This is a genomic window from Actinocatenispora comari, assembly GCF_017312725.1.
In the GTDB taxonomy this organism is placed as follows: Bacteria; Actinomycetota; Actinomycetes; order Mycobacteriales; family Micromonosporaceae; genus Actinocatenispora; species Actinocatenispora comari.
In genome coordinates, this window is the sequence record NZ_BOPO01000077.1 from 32,597 (window position 1) to 46,299 (window position 13,703).

General features: G+C 73.6%; 15 protein-coding genes. 7 read left to right on the forward strand and 8 right to left on the reverse strand.

Features of this window, described 5'->3' with window-relative positions:
- The first annotated feature begins 201 nt into the window (after positions 1–201).
- Positions 202–1,002, forward strand: coding sequence for a DUF4097 family beta strand repeat-containing protein (locus NUM_RS20355; RefSeq protein WP_207126495.1), 801 nt, complete (start codon positions 202–204; stop codon positions 1,000–1,002).
- A 186-nt stretch (positions 1,003–1,188) separates the two neighbouring features.
- Here NUM_RS20355 and NUM_RS20360 read toward each other — a convergent pair whose 3' ends face one another.
- Both NUM_RS20360 and NUM_RS20365 read right to left on the reverse strand, forming a co-directional pair.
- Positions 1,189–1,902, reverse strand: a complete 714-nt coding sequence (locus NUM_RS20360; protein ID WP_207126496.1) for an alpha/beta hydrolase — start codon at positions 1,900–1,902, stop codon at positions 1,189–1,191.
- A 58-nt stretch (positions 1,903–1,960) separates the two neighbouring features.
- Entirely contained in the window at positions 1,961–3,355 is a 1,395-nt protein-coding gene (locus NUM_RS20365) for a flavin-containing monooxygenase (RefSeq protein ID WP_225918722.1), read from the reverse strand.
- A gap of 179 nt (positions 3,356–3,534) precedes the next feature.
- Between NUM_RS20365 and NUM_RS20370 the strand changes: the two genes are divergently transcribed.
- Complete coding sequence (locus NUM_RS20370) at positions 3,535–4,755, forward strand: ornithine cyclodeaminase, nickel-pincer nucleotide-dependent (protein WP_207126498.1); 1,221 nt, start codon at positions 3,535–3,537, stop codon at positions 4,753–4,755.
- Between the two features lie 220 nt (positions 4,756–4,975).
- A complete protein-coding gene (locus tag NUM_RS20375) occupies positions 4,976–5,257 on the forward strand; it encodes a hypothetical protein (RefSeq protein WP_207126499.1) in 282 nt (93 codons plus the stop codon).
- A 48-nt stretch (positions 5,258–5,305) separates the two neighbouring features.
- On the opposite strand, the gene NUM_RS20380 is transcribed toward NUM_RS20375, so the two are convergent.
- Positions 5,306–5,581: a DUF397 domain-containing protein gene (locus NUM_RS20380; protein ID WP_207126500.1), complete on the reverse strand. Its 276-nt coding sequence runs from the start codon at positions 5,579–5,581 to the stop codon at positions 5,306–5,308.
- Positions 5,578–6,468 carry a helix-turn-helix domain-containing protein gene (locus NUM_RS20385; RefSeq protein ID WP_207126501.1) on the reverse strand — a complete coding sequence of 297 codons (891 nt, stop codon included), beginning with the start codon at positions 6,466–6,468 and terminating at the stop codon, positions 5,578–5,580. The genes NUM_RS20380 and NUM_RS20385 overlap by 4 nt, the downstream gene beginning before the upstream one ends.
- A 178-nt stretch (positions 6,469–6,646) precedes the next feature.
- Between NUM_RS20385 and NUM_RS20390 the strand changes: the two genes are divergently transcribed.
- A complete protein-coding gene (locus tag NUM_RS20390; protein ID WP_207126502.1) occupies positions 6,647–6,910 on the forward strand; it encodes a hypothetical protein in 264 nt (87 codons plus the stop codon).
- Positions 6,911–7,003: 93 nt separating this feature from the next.
- Here NUM_RS20390 and NUM_RS20395 read toward each other — a convergent pair whose 3' ends face one another.
- A complete protein-coding gene (locus NUM_RS20395; RefSeq protein ID WP_207126503.1) occupies positions 7,004–7,597 on the reverse strand; it encodes a TetR/AcrR family transcriptional regulator C-terminal domain-containing protein in 594 nt (197 codons plus the stop codon).
- A gap of 87 nt (positions 7,598–7,684) precedes the next feature.
- Between NUM_RS20395 and NUM_RS20400 the strand changes: the two genes are divergently transcribed.
- Together NUM_RS20400 and NUM_RS20405 are read left to right on the forward strand one after the other, a co-directional pair.
- Positions 7,685–8,515 carry an alpha/beta fold hydrolase gene (locus tag NUM_RS20400; RefSeq protein WP_207126504.1) on the forward strand — a complete coding sequence of 277 codons (831 nt, stop codon included), beginning with the start codon at positions 7,685–7,687 and terminating at the stop codon, positions 8,513–8,515.
- Between the two features lie 146 nt (positions 8,516–8,661).
- Positions 8,662–9,465, forward strand: a complete 804-nt coding sequence (locus tag NUM_RS20405; RefSeq protein ID WP_207126505.1) for a ribosomal protein L7/L12 — start codon at positions 8,662–8,664, stop codon at positions 9,463–9,465.
- Between the two features lie 12 nt (positions 9,466–9,477).
- Here the strand turns inward: NUM_RS20405 and NUM_RS20410 are convergent, their stop codons facing one another.
- Positions 9,478–9,819, reverse strand: coding sequence for a DUF5713 family protein (locus tag NUM_RS20410; RefSeq protein WP_207126506.1), 342 nt, complete (start codon positions 9,817–9,819; stop codon positions 9,478–9,480).
- Between the two features lie 48 nt (positions 9,820–9,867).
- Positions 9,868–10,752 (reverse strand): LysR family transcriptional regulator, encoded by an 885-nt coding sequence (locus tag NUM_RS20415; protein WP_207126507.1) that lies wholly within the window; start codon positions 10,750–10,752, stop codon positions 9,868–9,870.
- Positions 10,753–10,823: 71 nt separating this feature from the next.
- On the opposite strand from NUM_RS20415, the gene NUM_RS20420 reads away from it, so the two are divergent.
- Entirely contained in the window at positions 10,824–11,891 is a 1,068-nt protein-coding gene (locus tag NUM_RS20420; protein ID WP_207126508.1) for an alcohol dehydrogenase catalytic domain-containing protein, read from the forward strand.
- Between the two features lie 22 nt (positions 11,892–11,913).
- Here the strand turns inward: NUM_RS20420 and NUM_RS20425 are convergent, their stop codons facing one another.
- Positions 11,914–13,656, reverse strand: coding sequence for a pyruvate dehydrogenase (locus tag NUM_RS20425; protein ID WP_207126509.1), 1,743 nt, complete (start codon positions 13,654–13,656; stop codon positions 11,914–11,916).
- Between the last annotated feature and the right edge of the window lie 47 nt (positions 13,657–13,703).

Consider the following 13,703-nt stretch of genomic DNA (forward strand, 5'->3'; position numbering starts at 1 on the left):
TCGTGACCCTGGTGGTGCGGCTGCGCTCGGGTGACGACGAGGACTCCGACGACGACGACGGCGCGGTCGTCTGACACGGCGAACCCGACGGGTCGCCGGGGGGCAGGCCCCACCACCGACACGGCAGAGTGCCGGATGGGCCGCCGGGGGCCCGTCGCATAGCGTTCTCACCGACCAGCCCCCAGCGCAGAGGACAGCCCGATGCCCGCTCAGCCTGACCGCCAGCGCCGCCTGCTCATCCCCGCCGTGGCCTTCGTCGTCCTGCTGCTGGCGATCGGCTCCGCCGTCGCGTTCGGCCTGCGCCAGGCGCTGCACCCGGCGCACCGCGCCGACCACACCAGCACGTACCACAAGGTGACCCGGCTGTCGGTCGACACCAAGTCGGCGGACGTGCGGGTCCGGCGCGGTACCGGCTCGGCGGTGACGGTGGCGAGCCATCTGGAGTGGAGCTCGGACACGCCGAAGGTGACGTCGTCGGTGCACGCCGGCACCCTGTCCGTCGGCACCTCGCCCTGCCGCGGTACCCAGTTCGGCATCCAGATCTGCCGGATCCGGATCACCGTGACGGTGCCCGCCACCGTGCCGGCGTCGCTGCGCACCGACTCGGGCGACCTGACCGTCAGCGACCTGTCCGGGCCGGTCGACGCGCAGGCCGACAGCGGCGACGTCCGGGTGACCGGGCTGTCCGGCCCGCTCACGGTCAGGTCCGACTCCGGCAACGTCGAGGGCGACGAGCTGGCCTCGACGAAGGTGCGGTTCGACGCCGACTCCGGCGACGCGAAGCTGCGCTTCGTCACCGCGCCCTCGTCGGTGATCGGGAAGGCCGACTCGGGCAACGTCACGATCGAACTGCCGACCGCGCCCGGCGGGTACGACCTGGCGGTGCACGCCGACTCCGGCGACGTGCACCTGCCGCCGGAGGGTGTCCGGAAGAGCTCGCCCCGCAAGGTCCAGGCGGTGGCCGACTCGGGCGACGTCACCATCCGCTACGGCGCCGCCTGACCGCCGCCCGGCCGGGAGCCTGGTCCGGGCCCGGGCCGGACAGTCGAAGGCTCACCCACCACACGCTCCGGCCGGGGCCGGGCCGGCCGGAGCGCAGTCAGACTCCGGCCGGACCACGGGCAAGCTCCGGCCGGACCGCGGGCAGACTCCGGCCGGACCGCGGGCAGGCTCCGGCCGGAGTCGCGGTCAGGCTCCGGCCGGGACCGCGGGCAGGGCGGTGCCGAGCCACGCCAGGATCGGCGCCGGGTCGGGCAGCGCGCCGCCGGCCGCCGACAGCCACTCCGACTGCGCGCTGTAGCGCACCGCGAGCGCGCTGAGCGCCTTGTGCTCGCCGCCGTCCGCGGACGCGAACAGCAGCGGCGGCGAGACGGACGGCAGCCGCGGATCGCGGCCGAGCAACAGCGTGGCGCCGAGCCGGGGCCGGTTCAGCAGCGCACCGATGCCCGGCATCCGGCGGCCGGGCAGGCCGACCGGGTCGATCAGCACCGCGGCGGCGGCCGGGTACCGGTGCAGCGCGTGCGCCACCACCCAGGCGCCGGTACCGCGGCCGACCAGTATCGCCCGGCGCGGCAGCGCCACCGCCTCCTGCACCACGTCGTGTACCCACTCGCGCCGGGTCACCGCGAACCGTGGCCCCGGCCGTACCGTGGCGCCCAGGCCGCGCGGGCTGACCGCGGCGGCGAGGTGGCCGGCCTCGGCGGCGGCGCCGAGCCACGGCTGCAGCGCCGCGGCTCCGCCGGGATCGTGGATGTCGGCGACGAACAGGATCGGCGGCGCGTCCGTCTCCGCCGACGGCGCCGCCCGCAGCACCTGCCGGGTCGTCGGCCGCACCGGGCGGGCCCACTCCCATCGCCGCCACACCCGGGTCGGCGCGACCCGCGCCGTCACCTCGCCGCTCACTTCGTCCCCTCCCGTGCCGTACCGCTGACCAGATCCGCTCCGCCGCGTTCCCGCCGGTTCACGCCGACCGCTCCAGACTGGCCAGCGCCTGCCCGAGCGCGGCGAGGTACCGGTGGTGCCCGACGTCGAACCGGTGCCGGGCGGTCGCGGCCATCCGGGTCTGCAGGTACCGGCGGTCGAGGTCGCGCTCGGCCCGGCGCAGCAGCGCGTCGGCCCGGGCCGGCGACTCGATCCGGGACCGCAGCAGCCGGGCGATCAGCACCGTCTGCCAGTGCACCAGGCCGAACTGGCCGGAGTCCGGGTCGATCAGCCCGGCCACCGACAGCGTCGGCCGCTTCGGGTTGAGCAGCTGCAGGTAGAGCCGCGGCTTCTGCTCGTCGCCGCCGAGATGCTCCGGCGCCAGGAAGTCGAACCGCGGCCGGTACCCGGTGGCGAACACCACCAGCTGCGGGTCGGCGTCGCTGCCGTCGGTGAACAGCACCCGGTTGGAGGTGAACTCGGCGATCGACGGTTTGGGGATCACGTCGCCGTGCCCCAGGTGGTACACGAGCTGGCTGGTGACCACCGGATGCGCGGTGAACGGCCGGTGCGTCGGTCTGGACAGCCCGAACCGGGCCGGCCGGCCGGCGGTGAGTCGCAGCAGCGCCCGGTAGCCGAGCCGGCGCGCCCACAGCGGCAGCCGCAGCGCCCGGGTCAGGTCGTCGAGCTGGTCGGCGGGCCGCCCCAGCAGGTACTTGGGGGTCAGCCACTCGCCGTGCCGGGTGGAGTGCCAGGCGGTACCGGCCTGCTGGGCGGCGGCGACCGCGATGTCGCAGCCGGAGTTGCCGCCGCCGATCACCAGCACCCGCTTGCCGCGCAGCTGGGCCGGATCGGAGTACGCCGCGGAGTGGATGACCTCGCCGGTGAACGTCTCCTGCCCCGGGTACTCCGGCCGGTACGGGTGCCACAGGTGGCCGTTCGCCACCACCACCGCCGCGTACCGCAGGGTGCGGCTCGGCCCGCCGCCGGTGCCGCGCACGGTGATCTCCCAGCGGTGCCCGTCGGTCGCGGCGACCTCGACCACCTCGGTACCGAACCAGACGTGCTCGCGCAGGCCGAAGTGGTCGGCGTAGCGCTCCAGGTAGGCGAGCACCCGCCGGTGGTCCGGATAGTCCGGATAGGAGTCCGGCATCGGAAAGTCCGGGAACTGGGTGAACGGGCGGCTGGACACCATGTGCAGGCCGAGGTACATCGGGCTGCGGTCGGCGCCGACGTCCCACCCGCCGCCGACCCCGGTCTCCCGCTCGTAGCAGTCGACCTCGAAGCCGTGCTCGCGCAGGTTCTTCACTGCGGCGAGCCCGGACGACCCGGCACCGATCACGCACACCGCGTCGCCCCGGTCGTACACGCTGCGCCCGGCTGGTCCGGCCGGCTCGGTGGATCGGTCCTCGTCGATGCCGCCACCGTCGGTCACGCTTGCATCCTCCTTGCCGGTCTCCGGTTGTCCCCCGCACGCTGACAGCGCAGCGTGATGAATACTCGCGAGCATTGGGCGAGTTGTCCACCCCCTCCCCCGGCGGCCGGCGCCGGCCGTGGCCTACCTTGCAGGGAGGCGCACCAGCAACGGGGCTGGCGGCAGTCGTGGGGGTGGGCATGCACGAGACCGAGACCGTCGAGGTCCGCGGACACATCCTGGATTCGGGCGTACTGGCGCGCATCCTCGACGACGTCCTGGAGTACGGCGGGGACTACCGGATCGAGCAGCTGGACGTGGGCCGGCAGCATTCGGACGAGTCCACGGCGCGGCTGCAGATCGGCGCCGACGACGCCGAGCAGCTGTCCCGGATCCTGATGCGGCTGCAGACCCACGGGGTGAACACCGTCGCGCCGGGCGAGGCGGTGCTGCGGCCGGCGCCGGCCGACGGGGTGTTCCCGGACGACTTCTACTCCACCACCAACCTGGTCACCCAGGTGCACACCGGCAGCCGCTGGCTGACCGTGGACAACCCGGAGATGGACTGCGGCATCGTGGTCGCCGCGGACGGCTCCAGCGCGCACACCCTGCCGGTGTCCGACGTGCACGCCGGCGAGCGCGTCGTCTGCGGCGCCGACGGGGTACGGGTGCTGCGCCCGCCGGCGGAGTCCCGGGACGGCGACGGCTTCGGGTTCATGTCCTCCGCGGTGTCCAGCGAGAAGCCGCAGGCGCTGCTGGTACGCCAGATCGCCGACCAGATGCGCGCGGTGAAGGAACGCGGCGAGAAGGTGCTGTGGGTGTGCGGCCCGGCGATGGTGCACACCGGCGCGGCGCCGGCGATGGTGTCGCTGGTCGAGGCCGGCTACGTGGACGTGCTGTTCGCCGGGAACGCGCTGGCCGCGCACGACATCGAGTCCGCCATCTTCGGGACCTCGCTCGGCGTCGACCTGGCCAAGGGCCGCGGCGTACCGCACGGGCACGAGCACCACATCCGCGCGATCAACAAGATCCGGGCCGCCGGTTCGATCGCGAAGGCGGTCTCGTCCGGCGTGCTGACCAGCGGCATCATGCATGCCCTGGTGGCCAACGACAAGCGGTTCGTGCTGGTCGGCTCGGTCCGCGACGACGGCCCGCTGCCGGACGTGTACAGCGACGTGATCGACGGCCAGCGGGCGATGCGGGCCGAACTGCCCGGCGTCGGCTTCTGCATCATGGTCGCGACGATGCTGCACTCGATCGCCACCGGGAACATCCTGCCGGCGTCGATCCCGCTGGTGTGCGTGGACATCAACCCGGCGACGGTGACCAAGCTGGCCGACCGGGGCAGCGCCCAGGCCGCCGGCATCGTCACCGACATCGGCCTGTTCACCGAGCAGCTCGCCGAGGAACTCGCCGGCTGAGCGCCGCCGGCCGACCTCGGCCGGCGGACCGCGACGCCGGCCCACCGCGACGCCACCGCGCCCGTCCCGGCGGCCGCGGCGTGGCGTAGCGCACTCGGGCGACGCGCCGGGAAACCGTTCGGTTGCGCTTCGGCGGCGGGTAACCTCACCGACGGCGAGCCGTGGGGCGGTGGGGGCACCGTCGAGTCACCCGGACGCCACGTCGACGGAGGTGGTCGCGATGCCGGTCGTACCGGCCTCGCCAGGACACGCGCCGAGCACCCCGGCCCGCCGGGACCGGGGTTATGAGCTCTTCCGGCTGTGGTGCGAGCTGACCGGCCGATCGCCGCGGGAGGTGCCGGTCGACGAGGTCGCCGCGTTCCTCGGCCGGCCCGAGGTGCGGGCGCTGTCCCGGGTGCCCGCCGAGGTGCTGCGGGACGCGGCCGGCGCGGCCCGCCGCGGCACGTCGCTGCCGGTCGAACGCTGGCTCGCCACCGTCCGCATCGTCCGCCCGCACGCCTGACCGGTCAACGCGGCCGATCCGTGGCGCGCCGGCCGGCGCGCCACGGTCTCAGCGCGGTTCGCGGTGCTCCGCGGTCACCAGCCCGAGAAACGCCTGCCACGCCGCCGGGTGTACCGCGAGAGCCGGCCCCTGCCAGTCCTTGGAGTCCCGCACCCCCACGACCCCAATGCCCTCAGCCACCTCGACGCAGTTCGTGCTTCCGTTGCTCCTGCTCGATTTGCGCCAAGTGACGTCCACCAGGTTGGTCGCCACCTCGACGCACGTAGTGCTCCCGTTGCTCCGGGAGGACTTGCGCCAGATCGCGCCGGTCAGGTCACTGGTCATTCCTGCTCGAACCTCCTCGCCGCATCATCGATCACGTCTCTTGAAGCGTCGCCGTCCAGGCATCGATCGGCAAGATCTGTGAAGGTTTCTGCGTACGGCTCGACTTCCTTGCTGCTGTCCATGAAGAGGTGCCCCGCCGGCTGGTCAACGTAGACCGTGGTCGGGGCCTTCGCGAGTCGCGGGTTGCGGGAGAAGTCGAGAATCTCGAATCGGCCGGTCTCCAGACCAAGATGCATACCTGCATCCATGGGCACGATCCTGATGTCGACGTTGGGCAGGATCGATAGATCGACTAATCGATGCAGTTGCTTGGCCATGACATCGCGGCCGCCGATGGGGCGTCGGATAAGGGCCTCGTCCAGAACGAAGTCGAATCTCGCCGCCGGCGGGGTGCGGCGTGCGAGGAGCCGTTGTCGATGCTGGCGAACCTTCGCCCGCTGCTTCACCTCCGAGTTGCTCAGGCGACGGCGGGAACCGATCACAACAGCGGCGTAGTCCTCGGTTTGCAGCAAACCAGGCACCAGCTCACCGTCGTACCAGCGGATGCGGGTGGCATAGGTTTCGAGTTCGATGTACATCTCGAAGTTGGCGGGCATCGCGTCTCGGTAGGCGCTGAACCAGCTGGTGAGTTTGGTGGCCTTGGCGAGGCCGACGAGGACGTCGACGGTTTCCGGGTCGGCGCCGTAGGTGCGGGCCAGCACCTCGACGTCGCCGGGTTTGTAGCGGGCGCGCGGGTTGCCGTTCTCCAGCCGCCACAGCGTCGAGCGGGAGAGGCCGGACTCGGCCAGCGCTTCGGCCACGTCCAGGCAGGACTGCTCGCGCAGCAGCTTGAGCTGCTGTCCCAGCAGCAGCCGCGGCACGTAACTGCCGCCCGGCTCGTCGGCCATCGCTCACCCCGTTGTGTGTCACCGTGAAACATCGCGCGTCGGCCGCATGAAACGTGCGCCGACACCGGAGAAACAATTCTTTCCGCAGGCCCGACAATACCGTCCGTTCGCATTGTCGGCCGTCCCGAGCAGGCCTAACGTCGGCCCCGTCCAGCAGGTACCAGGGAGGCGGAAAGCGATGTCGGACAAGGGAATCGAGCACTGGCTCGATCGGATCGGACGCCTGACGACGGTGCAGCTGTCGGTGGAGGGAGAATTGCAGGAAGCACTGTGGTACGCGCACCATGCCGGCGCGGATCTGCCGACGTTGGCGCGTGCCGCCGAACGCACCGAGGAGCAGGTCGCCGAGGCCATTGCCGAGGTCGATCCGGCGGAGTTGGGCGACCCGGACGAGCCGGCGGTCGAATGGCTCTACTCCCGCGGTGGCGCCATCTACGCCTGACTCGGCCTGCCCCGGCCGGCTCGACGCGTCGGGCCGGCCGGGTGGCCAGGCGGTCAGGCGGCCGGACCGCCAAGCGGCCGGGCGGCCGGGCGATCAGGCGGTGGTAGCCGCGGCGGCGCGGATGCCGGTGAGGATCATGCCGAGGCCGGTCGTGAACGCGGTGTCGTGGTCGGGCCTGGCCGGTACCCACTCGGCCAGCAGCGGACGGCCGGCGAGGGTCGGCGGCGACTCCGGCTCCGGCGACTGTTCCTGCAGCACGTACCCGGTCACGTAGCTCATCACGGTGTCGCCGGCCAGCGCCGCCACGGCGAGCGGCACCCCGGCGTCCCGGGCGGCCCGCAGGCCGCGTTCCGCGGCGTCGAGCGAGCCGGGGCTGGCGGGCGCGTACCCGGCCACGATGCGGGCGCCGTCGCGGTGCGCCAGCAACGCGGCCCGCAGCCGGTGCGCCGCGGTCGCGAGCTGGTCGGTCCAGTCGTCGCCGGCCGGCGGCGGGGCCCGGTGCGCCTCCGCGACGATGCGGTCGGCGAGCGTCGTGAGCAGCTCGTTCTTGTCCTTGACGTGCCAGTAGAGCGCGCCGACGCGGACGCCGAGCCGGTCGGCCAGCCGCCGGGTGGTCAGGGCGTCCAGACCCACCTCGTCCAGCAGTGCCAGCGCGGCGTCGATCACGTCGTCCCTGCGTAGCCGCATGCGGTGGCCCTCCTCGGTTGCGTACTTGAACATAGCTCAAGTACGCTCGGCGACAGAACTTGAGCGATGTTCAAGAAGGGAGACGGGATGGCTGCCACCAGTCAGCTGTGCGCCGCGGACGGCACCACGATCGCCTGGCACAGCCTCGGTACCGGACCGGGCCTGGTGCTGGTGTCCGGCGCGATGCTCGCGGGCGCCGACTACACCGCGCTCGCCGAGCTGCTCGCCGACCGGTACACCGTGCACCTGCTCGACCGCCGGGGCCGCGGCGGTTCCGGGCCGCAGGGCGACGGGTACGGGATGCACACCGAGTGCGCCGACCTGGCCGCGGTGCTGCGCGCCACCGGCGCCCGGCAGGTGTTCGGGCACAGCTACGGCGGGCTGGTCGCGGTGCAGACCGCGCTGCGCGAGCCGGCGCTGGTGGACCGGCTGGCGCTGTTCGAACCGGCCGTCTCGATCGACGGATCGCTGCCCCGGTGGTTCCTGCCCGAGTTCCGGGCCGCGATCGACCGCGGCCACTGGGCCCGCGCGATGACCCTGCTGCTGCGCGGGCTGCGGCTGGGCGGCCCGTTCGACCGGCTGCCGCTGCCGGTGGCGACCGCGGTGGCCGGGCTGCTGCTGCGCACCGCGGGACGGTCGATGCGGCAGGCGTTGCCGACCGTACCGGCCGAGGTCGCCGCCGGGATCGCGCTGGACGGCCCGGCCGACCGGTACGCATCGGTGTCGACGCCGACGCTGCTGCTCACCGGCGAGCGCGGCCCGGGCTACCTGACCACCGCCGCCGCCGCGCTGGCGACCGCGATGCCCGCCGCCCGGCACGTCGTCCTGCCCGGCGTCGACCACGGTGCACCGCAGCAGGCACCCCGCCTCGTCGCCGACGCGCTGGCACCGTTCCTCGCCGAACCGGCCCAGGTCTGAGCCACCCCGCAGCCGCTCGGCCGGCGACCCGGATCCGAGCCGGTTCCCCTCCCTGCCCTTGGACCCGCATCGGTGCGCCGCCGGAGACACCGCCCGCGCCACCGTCCTCGACCGCGGGGGCGGCGGACGGTCGCTACGCTGCGGCCATGAGTGGTACCGAGGTGGTCGTGCTGGTGGCCGTCGGGGTCGTGCTCGTCGTCGTGCTGCTGGTGGTGCTCGCCCGGCGCGGCCGGGCGCCGGTGCTCGGTGACGTGTCCGGGGCCGGTACGCGGGCGGGTTCGGGGTGGTCCGCCACGCCCGCCGGGGCCGCGGCGCTGCCGGACGCCGGTACGGTGCCCGGGGTCGACGAGCTGCTGGCCCGCAACGACCGGATCGGCGCCGTCAAGGCGTACCGGGACGCGACCGGGGCGAGCCTGCGCGACGCGACCGACGCGGTACTGAACCGGCACCGGGGCCGGCCGACCCCCGGCAGCGGCCCCGGCCAGCCCGACCTGTCCGAGGTGCGGCAGCTGCTTCACGCCGGGCGCAAGATCGAGGCGATCAAGGTGTACCGGCAGCTGACCGGCGTCGGCCTGCGCGAGGCCAAGGAGACCGTCGAGCGCCTCGCCGCCACCGGGCAGCTCCCGGCTCCGACGCGGGGGCCGGACCCGGCGCAGGACCTGTCGGAGGTGCGGCAGCTGCTCTACGCCGGGCGCAAGATCGAGGCGATCAAGGTGTACCGGCAGCTGACCGGCGTCGGCCTGCGCGAGGCCAAGGAGACCGTCGAGCGCCTCGCCGCCACCGGGCAGCTCCCGGCTCCGACGCGGGGGCCGGACCCGGCGCAGGACCTGTCGGAGGTGCGGCAGCTGCTCTACGCCGGGCGCAAGATCGAGGCGATCAAGGTGTACCGGCAGCTGACCGGGGTCGGCCTGCGCGAGGCCAAGGCCGCCGTCGAGCGCGGCACCTGGTAGCGCGGTCCCGGTTCACCACTCCCGGGTGGCGATCAGCTCCTCCGCGTCGGCATCCGGGAAGTCGTACGCCGACGCGACGAACCAGAACTCCTCCCCGATCGCCTCGCGCGCGGTGGTCTCAAGCTCCGATCCGGCCGCCTCGAACTCGGCCTCCAGCGCGTTGAACTCGTCGGTCGCGGCGTGCGTCAGGACGTACAGCGCCGTGAGGTCCGACGGCCGCTCGGCCTCGATCCGCTCGCACAGCCGGACCAGGATCGCCCGGCCGCGGTCGACGACGTGGTCCGGGAAGTACGGGTCCGCGTACAGCGGCCGCAGGAAAGCGCGTCCCAGGATCTGCTGGTTCGTGAGCGGCATGGCGTCCCCATCCCGAAGCGGCACCGACCCGCCGATCATGCCGCACGCCTACTCGCGGAGCAGCGGGAGGATCGCCGCGACCGCGGGGCTGGGCGTACCGGGTGGGCGTACCGCGAGCAGCCGGCGCCGCTGTTCCGGGCCGTCGGTGACCGACAGCAGCCGGACGCCGTCCGGGATCAGCGGCGCCAGGTTCGCCGGTACCGTCGTCAGGCCGCAGCCGGCGGCGACCAGGCTGAGCTTCGCCAGCCAGTCCCGGGTCGAGTGCACCACCCGGGCGCGGCCCGGCAGCGCCGGCCAGACGCCGAGCAGCGGCTCGTGCGCCGGCGACGGGCTCGCGATCCACTCCGCGTCGGCGAGCTCGGCCAGGCTCACCTGATCGCGCCCGGCGAACCGGCCGGCGGCCGGCGCGGCCACCAGCAGCGTGCTCTCCCGCAGCGTGGTGGTCACCAGCCGGGGCAGCTCGTCGTCCGGCGGATCGTACGGCGGTCGCGCGCTGATCAGCGCCAGGTCGAGCGAGCCGGACCGGACCGCCCGTACCAGCGCGGGCGTGGTCCCCTCGCGGGTGGTGACGACGACGTCCGCGCGCCGCCGAGCGGCGGTGAGCAGTCGCGGCAGCAGCGACGCGCCGGCGCTGACGTACACCCCGAGGCGGACCCGGCGCGGTTCCGGCCGGCCGGCGGTCAGCTCGCGCGCCGCGTCGTCGACCTCGTCCAGGATGACCCGGGCATGGCGCAGCAACGCCAGCCCGGCCCGGGTGAGCGGTGCCCTGCTGTCACCGCGCTCCACCAGCCGGGCCCCGGCGGCCCGTTCCAGCGCGGCGAGCTGGCGGGAGGCACCCGACTGGGTGTAGCCGAGTTCGGTCGCGGCTGCCGTCAGCGTGCCGCGCTCGGCGACCGCGCGCAGCAGCCGCAGCCCCACGATCGAGATGTCCATGATGATTCGTCATGGTAGTGATGACGAACTGGCGTTGGCATCATGCCCACCACGGTGCCTACCGTGCAGGCATGCAAGCAGCGATTCTCGAACGGTTCGGCCAGCCCCTGTCCATCACCGAGGCACCGGACCCGCAGGTGGGTACCGGCGAGATCGTCGTCGACGTGCTGGCGGCGCCGGTGTTGCCCTATGCCGCCGAGGTGTTCAGCGGCGAACGCAACTACTCCCTGGAACCCCCGGTGATCCCGGGCGCCGGCGGGGTCGGCCGGGTGCGCGCGGTCGGGCCGGACTCGACCCGGCTGGCGGTCGGCGACATCGTCTGGTGCGACTCCACGGTGCGCTCCCGGGACGACGCGGTCACCCCCGACATCACCCTGCAGGGCCTGACCGCCCGCGGCGACGGCGGCCTGCGGCTGGCCCGGCACTTCCACCACGGCTCGTTCGCCGAGCGGATGGCCGTGCCCACCGAGAACGCCACCCCGCTCGGACCGGTACCGCCGGCCGAGGCGTACCGGTGGGTGTCGCTCGGCGTCCACCTGGTGCCGTACGGCGGGTTGCGGGCCGGCGGGCTGCGCCCCGGGGAGACGGTGCTGATCAGCGGCGCGACCGGCAACTTCGGCAGCGCCGGCGTCGCGGTCGCGGTGGCCATGGGCGCCCGGCGGGTCGTCGCGCCCGGCCGCAACGAGGCGGTACTGGCGCAGCTGCGGCAGCGGTTCGGCGACCGGGTCGCCCCGGTCCCGCTGACCGGAGATCCGGCTGCCGACGACGCGGCGGTACGGGCGGCGGCCGGGGCGCCGATCGACCTGGTCCTCGACCTCCTGTCGCCGGCCGCACCGGCGAGCGCCGCGCGGGCCGCCGCGATGACCGTCCGCGAGCACGGGCGGGTGGTGTTGATGGGCGGCGTCGGCGACGAGCTGCGGCTGCCCTACCCGTGGCTGATGCACAACTCGGTCACCGTGCGCGGCCAGTGGATGTACCCGCGAGTCGCCGTCCGGGAGCTGGTCGGCCTGGTGCACGCCGGGCTGCTCGACCTGAGCCGGAACGAGGTCACGACGTTCCCGCTGGACGCCGCCCGGCAGGCGGTCGAGCACGCCGCCGCCCACGCCGCACCCTTCCAGCGCACCGCCATCACCCCCTGACCGGTCGACGCGGCGGCGCCGGTCAGGGCCGGGGGATGTTGCGGAGGTTGCTGCGGGCCATGGCGAGGGCCTTGCCGACGCCGCCGGTCAGCACGGTCCGCGACATCGACAGGGCGAAGCCGCTGACCTGCTCGCCGGTGATCTTCGGTGGCAGCGACAGCGCGTTCGGGTCGGTGACCAGGTCGACCAGGGCCGGGCCGGGCGCGTTCAGCGCCTCGCGCAACGCATCCCGTACGTCCGAGGGCTCGGTGACGCGGATGCCGGTGGCGCCGGCGGCGCGGGCGATCGCCGCGAAGTCCGGGTTGCGGTACGAGGTGCCGTGCGCGGGCAGGCCGGAGACCAGCATCTCCAGCTCGACCATGCCCAGCGACGAGTTGTCGAACAGCACCACCTTCACCGGCAGCTCGTACTGCAGCAGGGTCAGGAAGTCGCCCATCAGCATGGAGAAGCCGCCGTCGCCGCACAGCGCGACGACCTGCCGGCGGCGGTCGAGCAGTTGGGCACCGATCGCCTGCGGCAGGGCGTTCGCCATCGAACCGTGGCTGAACGAGCCGATGATGCGGCGCCGCCCGTTCGGGGTCAGGTAGCGGGCGGCCCACACGTTGCACATCCCGGTGTCCACGGTGAACACCGCGTCCGCCGCGGCCACGTCGTCGAGCTGGTCCGCCACGTACTCGGGGTGGATCGGCCTGTGGGTCGTGACGTTCCTGGTGTAGGAGCCGACGACGCCGGACAGCAGGTCGGCGTGCCGGCGCAGCATCCGGTCCAGGAACGCGCGGTCCGGCTTGGCGTCGACCATCGGCAGCAGGCAGTCGATGGTCTGCGCCACGTCGCCCCAGACGCCGAGGTCCATCGTCGAGCGCCGGCCCAGGTGCTCGGCCGCCACGTCGACCTGCACGATCCGGGTGTCCCTGGGCATGAACGCGTCGTACGGGAAGTCGGTGCCGAGCAGGATCAGCAGGTCGCAGCCGTGCATCGCGTCGTAGCAGGCGCCGTAGCCGAGCAGCCCGGACATGCCCACGTCGTACGGGTTGTCGTACTGGATGAACTCCTTGCCGCGCAACGCGTGCCCGACCGGCGCGGACAGCTTCTCGGCCAGCTGCATCACCTGCCGGTGCGCGTCGGCGCAGCCGCTGCCGCAGAACAGGGTGACCCGGCGCGCCTCGTTCACCAGCTTCGCGAACGCGGCCAGGTCGGCGTCGGTGGGCCGGACGTGCGGGCGGTCGGCGACGATGGCGTGCTCGTACGAGTGGGACGGCGCCTCGGCGGCGGCGATGTCACCGGGCAGCGACACGACGGCGACGCCGCGCCGGCCGACCGCGTGCTGGATCGCGATCTGCAGGGTGCGCGGCATCTGCCCGGGGTCGGAGATCAGCTCGCAGTAGTGGCTGCACTCGACGAACAGCCGGTCCGGGTGCGTCTCCTGGAAGTAGCCGGTACCGATCTGGCTGGACGGGATGTGCGAGGCGAGCGCCAGCACCGGGGCGTAGCTGCGGTGCGCGTCGTACAGCCCGTTGATCAGGTGCAGGTTGCCCGGACCGCAGGAGCCGGCACAGGCGGCGAGGCGCCCGGACAGCTGCGCCTCGGCGCCGGCGGCGAACGCGCCGACCTCCTCGTGCCGTACCTGGATCCACTCGATGCCGTCGGTGCGCCGTACCGCGTCCACGATCGGGTTGAGGCTGTCGCCGACCACCCCGTACAACCGGCGCACCCCGGCCGACGCGAGCACCCCGACGAACTGGTCGGCCACCGTCCGTTTCGCCATGAACCGACGCTAACGGCCCCGCGGGCCCGGTGCAGCGAAACCGCCGC

Bases quoted from the DNA above. Each gene is read 5' to 3' on its own strand.
- NUM_RS20355 (WP_207126495.1), top strand. From the start codon at position 202: ATGCCCGCTCAGCCTGACCGCCAGCGCCGCCTGCTCATCCCCGCCGTG.
- NUM_RS20370 (WP_207126498.1), top strand. From the start codon at position 3,535: ATGCACGAGACCGAGACCGTCGAGGTCCGCGGACACATCCTGGATTCG.
- NUM_RS20375 (WP_207126499.1), top strand. From the start codon at position 4,976: ATGCCGGTCGTACCGGCCTCGCCAGGACACGCGCCGAGCACCCCGGCC.
- NUM_RS20380 (WP_207126500.1), bottom strand. From the start codon at position 5,581: ATGACCAGTGACCTGACCGGCGCGATCTGGCGCAAGTCCTCCCGGAGC.
- NUM_RS20385 (WP_207126501.1), bottom strand. From the start codon at position 6,468: ATGGCCGACGAGCCGGGCGGCAGTTACGTGCCGCGGCTGCTGCTGGGA.
- NUM_RS20390 (WP_207126502.1), top strand. From the start codon at position 6,647: ATGTCGGACAAGGGAATCGAGCACTGGCTCGATCGGATCGGACGCCTG.
- NUM_RS20395 (WP_207126503.1), bottom strand. From the start codon at position 7,597: ATGCGGCTACGCAGGGACGACGTGATCGACGCCGCGCTGGCACTGCTG.
- NUM_RS20400 (WP_207126504.1), top strand. From the start codon at position 7,685: ATGGCTGCCACCAGTCAGCTGTGCGCCGCGGACGGCACCACGATCGCC.
- NUM_RS20405 (WP_207126505.1), top strand. From the start codon at position 8,662: ATGAGTGGTACCGAGGTGGTCGTGCTGGTGGCCGTCGGGGTCGTGCTC.
- NUM_RS20410 (WP_207126506.1), bottom strand. From the start codon at position 9,819: ATGCCGCTCACGAACCAGCAGATCCTGGGACGCGCTTTCCTGCGGCCG.
- NUM_RS20415 (WP_207126507.1), bottom strand. From the start codon at position 10,752: ATGGACATCTCGATCGTGGGGCTGCGGCTGCTGCGCGCGGTCGCCGAG.
- NUM_RS20420 (WP_207126508.1), top strand. From the start codon at position 10,824: ATGCAAGCAGCGATTCTCGAACGGTTCGGCCAGCCCCTGTCCATCACC.
- NUM_RS20425 (WP_207126509.1), bottom strand. From the start codon at position 13,656: ATGGCGAAACGGACGGTGGCCGACCAGTTCGTCGGGGTGCTCGCGTCG.